The organism is Variovorax sp. 01T439_2 (assembly GCF_056398445.1).
On the sequence record NZ_JBFTPJ010000544.1, the window covers coordinates 1 to 4,025 of the forward strand.

Annotated in this window: 5 protein-coding genes; all 5 read left to right on the forward strand. The window is 62.2% G+C overall.

The genetic code is table 11. The features are described 5' to 3' along the window. Positions 1–649 (forward strand): ATP-grasp domain-containing protein (locus AC1DOC_RS22790; RefSeq protein ID WP_478130536.1); only part of this gene is annotated, 649 nt, incomplete at its 5' end. Next, positions 636–1,301, forward strand: coding sequence for an HAD family hydrolase (locus AC1DOC_RS22795; RefSeq protein WP_478081027.1), 666 nt, complete (start codon positions 636–638; stop codon positions 1,299–1,301). The genes AC1DOC_RS22790 and AC1DOC_RS22795, both read left to right, overlap by 14 nt. After that, complete coding sequence (locus AC1DOC_RS22800) at positions 1,295–2,473, forward strand: DegT/DnrJ/EryC1/StrS family aminotransferase (RefSeq protein ID WP_478081026.1); 1,179 nt, start codon at positions 1,295–1,297, stop codon at positions 2,471–2,473. The genes AC1DOC_RS22795 and AC1DOC_RS22800 overlap by 7 nt, the downstream gene beginning before the upstream one ends. Beyond that, entirely contained in the window at positions 2,470–2,874 is a 405-nt protein-coding gene (locus AC1DOC_RS22805; RefSeq protein WP_244883347.1) for a VanZ family protein, read from the forward strand. Before AC1DOC_RS22800 ends, AC1DOC_RS22805 begins: the two co-directional genes overlap by 4 nt. Further along, positions 2,871–4,025: nucleoside-diphosphate sugar epimerase/dehydratase (locus AC1DOC_RS22810; protein WP_478130537.1), on the forward strand; the 1,155-nt coding region annotated here is incomplete at its 3' end. The genes AC1DOC_RS22805 and AC1DOC_RS22810, both read left to right, overlap by 4 nt.

Here is a 4,025-nt window from a genome sequence, read left to right on the forward strand (position 1 = left end):
CTCCTCCACTACGTTGATCGAGCAATGCCGCGACAAGCGGCGGTCCAGTGGTCTCTTTGCCCAACTCGACATTGACACACCGCGGATACAGGACAAGAACCGATTGGAGTTCCCCTGCTTTGCAAAACCGTTTGATGGAAGCCGCAGCATCGGGGCTGTGATGGTCGCTTCGCAGTCCACCCTGACCACGGAAATGCTTGCAGACTCGAAGCTCATGTTCATGGACTATGTCGATTCGTCCCATCACGAATACACAGTCGATGCCTATTACGACCGATCCGGGGTCTTGCGCTGCCTGGTTCCGCGCCAACGGTTGGAGGTGCGCGACGGTGAGGTGTCCAAGGGCGTAACGCGCAGGGACCATGTCTATGCATATCTTCTCGATCGTCTTCGCGTGCTGCCGGGAGCGCGCGGCTGCTTGACGATTCAGCTCTTTGCCAAGTCGCAGCCCCAACGCTTTGCCGCGTTGGAGATCAACCCACGCTTTGGCGGCGGTTTCCCGCTGTCGTATGCGGCAGGTGCCCGTTACCCAGGTTGGTTGATCGACGAGTATTTGCTAGGAGAAGAAGTCGCATTTTTCGATGGCTGGGAGCCGAACTTGCTCATGCTGCGCTACGACGCGAAGGTGATGGTCCGTGACTATCAGTGATTTGCAGCAAACCGTGGTCGTTTTCGATCTGGACGACACGTTGTATCCAGAGTTGGACTACGTTCGCTCCGGCATCCGTCATGTCGGGACTTGGCTTGAAAAGCTCTGCGGTGCCGATCTGCAAGCGCAGATAGCCGAGGCCATCGTGCATCCGAAAGAAGACTGGATAGGTCTCTTGTGTGCTGCCGCGAATTTTCCTCTCACGGCGAAGGAATCGCTGTTATGGATGTATCGGCTCCACGCTCCTGAGATCAGCTTGACCGCCGAATGCAAACAGATGTTGGACAGGTTGGAGCACAGGTGCATGCGTGTTCTCGTCCTTACCGACGGGCGAGGCGTGACACAAAGGATCAAGCTTCAGGCGCTGGGGCTTTCGCGGTTCCGAGCATACGTGTCCGAAGACTACCAATCGGAGAAGCCCGATGCGCTGCGCTTTCGAGCCATCGAACAGGACTATCCCGCCAAGTCTTATTTCTACGTGGGCGACAACCCACGCAAAGACTTCATCGCTTGCAATGCCCTGGGCTGGACCAGCGTCGGCTTGCGCGGCAAGGGCGCGATTCACTCGCAAGATCTGAGCAACGTCTTGCCTGATGCCTTACCGAATTATTGGATCGATGAATGGCACGAACTGCTTGAGCTCCTATGCTGAACACTAACTTTTCTCCTTGGCCCAGCTTCACCACCGAAGAGGCCGAAGCCGTGCAGCGTGTGCTGCTCTCCAACAAGGTCAACTACTGGACCGGCCAGGAATGCCGCGAGTTCGAAAAGGAGTTTGCTTCGTGGACGGGCACCGCGCATGCCGTGGCGCTGGCCAATGGCACATTGGCGTTGGACGTGGCCCTGAAGGCATTGGGCATCGGCCCGGGCGATGAAGTGGTGGTTACACCGCGCACCTTCATGGCAAGCGTTTCTTGCGTGGTCAACGCAGGTGCCACGCCGGTGTTCGCGGATGTCGAGGCCGACAGCGGCAATCTCTCTGCAGCCACCATTGCGCGGGTGCTCACACCGCGCACGCGCGCGGTGATCTGCGTGCACCTGGGCGGCTGGCCTTGCGATATGGATCCGATCATGGCGTTGGCCGAGCAGCATGGCTTCAAGGTCATCGAAGACTGTGCCCAGGCGCACGGCGCGCGCTACAAGGGGCAGGCGGTCGGCTCCATCGGTCATGTGGGCGCCTGGTCTTTCTGCCAGGACAAGATCATGACCACCGGCGGCGAAGGCGGCATGGTCACCACCAACGATGAGTCGCTCTGGCGCGCCATGTGGGAATTCAAGGACCATGGCAAGAGCCACGATGCGGTGTTCAAGCGCGAGCATCCGCCCGGCTTCCGTTGGCTGCATGAAAGCTTCGGCACCAACTGGCGCATGTTGGAGATGCAGGCCGTGATCGGCCGTATCCAGCTGCGCCGCATGGCTGACTGGACCGCGCTGCGCACGCGGCATGCAGAAGCGCTGTGGGCGGCCTGCCGCCCGCACGCGGCGGTGCGCGTGCCGACTCTGCCCGAAGGCAGCGTGCATGCGCACTACAAGTGCTATGCCTACGTTGAGCCCGAGCGGCTGGCGCCCGGCTGGAACCGTGACCGTATCGTGAATGCCATCCAGGCGCTGGGCGTGCCTTGCTACCAAGGTTCCTGCTCGGAGGTGTACTTGGAAAAGGCTTTCGATGGCACCGGCTGGCGGCCGGCGGAGCGCTTGCCGGTGGCGCGCGCCTTAGGCGAAACCAGCGTCATGTTCCTGGTGCACCCAACGCTCACAGCGGCGGAAATGGACGCCAGCTGCGCGGCCATTGGGCAAGTGCTGAAAGAAGCGAGCGCCACATGAACTTCCATGCAGCGCCCAGTTGGTGGCCCCGGCCCGGTGCCGCGGTGTGGAGCTGGCTGCTGGCCTTGGCAATGCTCGCGCTGCTGGTGTTGAGCCTGGCCCCGTCCTCGGTGGCCTCTGCCTTGCCTTCGACTGGCTGGGACAAAAGCAATCACGCCTTGGGCTTTGCGGTGCTGGGGCTGCTGGGCCAGTTGGCTTGGCCCGGGCGCACGGCCATCGTCTTGACCACGTTGCTGGCCTATGGCGGGCTCATCGAGCTGCTGCAATCGTTGACGCCTGATCGCGTTGCCGAGGCTACCGATCTGCTGGCGGATTGGGTCGGGTTGCTGCTGGGCGCGGGCCTGGCGTTCTTGCTGGAGCGCCGGCGTAGCGATAAGAACTTGTCGAGGGAGTCCACATGATCGATCGTCTGGCCCAGCCTGTGCTGGCATTGCCGCGTCCCTTGAAGCGAGTATTGGCCTTGTTGGTGGACACCGGCCTGTGCGTGTTGTGCGTGTGGATTGCGCTCAGCGTGCGCTACGACAGGTGGGTGGAACTGGCGGGCGTGCACTGGCTGGCGGTAGCGGGCGCGATCATGTTGGCGCTGCCGCTGTTCGTGATCACGGGCCTTTACCGAGCAATTTTCCGGTACGCCGGCAGTGCGGCGTTGATGGCTATCGGCCGCGCCTGCTCCTTGTTCAGCGTGGGCTACGTCATGATGTTCACCCTGGTCGGAGTGGAAGGCATTCCGCGCACGGTGGGCCTGTTGGTGCCTGCGCTGCTGTTGTTCACCGTGGGCGCTTCGCGGCTGGCTGCACGCTACTGGCTGGGCGGCTTGTATTCGCAGCTGTTGCGCAGCAAGACTCTGCCGCAGGTGGTGATCTACGGTGCCGGCAAGGCTGGGCGCCAGTTGGCTGCGGCGCTGGCGCACAGCCCCGAGATGGTGGTGCATAGCTTTGTCGACGATTCGCCCCATCTGCAGGGCCGTACCCTCAACGGTCTGCCCATTTACGCGCCATCATGGCTGAAAGCCAATGCTGCTGCCCAAGGCATTACCGACGTGCTGCTGGCGCTGCCGTCGGTCTCACAAGGGCGCCGGGCGCAAATTCTGAACGAGCTCTTGTCGCTGCACCTGCACGTGCGCACGCTCCCCGGCATGGCCGACCTGGCGCAGGGCCGGGTACAGGTCAAGGACCTGATGGAGGTCGACATCGAAGACCTGCTGGGCCGCGATCCGGTGGCGCCAGTCGACCATCTGCTGCATCGCCATGTTCGCGGCAAGGTGGTGCTGGTGACGGGTGCGGGCGGTTCCATTGGCAGCGAGCTGTGCCGCCAGATTGCGCAGCTGAAGCCCTCGGTGCTGCTGCTGGTGGAATGGAGCGAATACGCGCTCTATGCCATTCACCGTGAGCTGGAGCAAAAGGCGCCCGCTCTGAACGTGGTGCCGCTGCTGGCCTCTGTATGCGATGGCGCACGCATGCGCCAGATCATGGGCGTGTGGCGCCCCAATACGGTCTATCACGCGGCGGCCTACAAGCATGTGCCGCTGGTGGAGCACAACCCTGTGGAAGGC

Excerpts from the sequence above, each read along its gene's own strand:
- AC1DOC_RS22805 (WP_244883347.1), top strand. The coding sequence starts at position 2,470 with ATGAACTTCCATGCAGCGCCCAGTTGGTGGCCCCGGCCCGGTGCCGCG.
- AC1DOC_RS22800 (WP_478081026.1), top strand. The coding sequence starts at position 1,295 with ATGCTGAACACTAACTTTTCTCCTTGGCCCAGCTTCACCACCGAAGAG.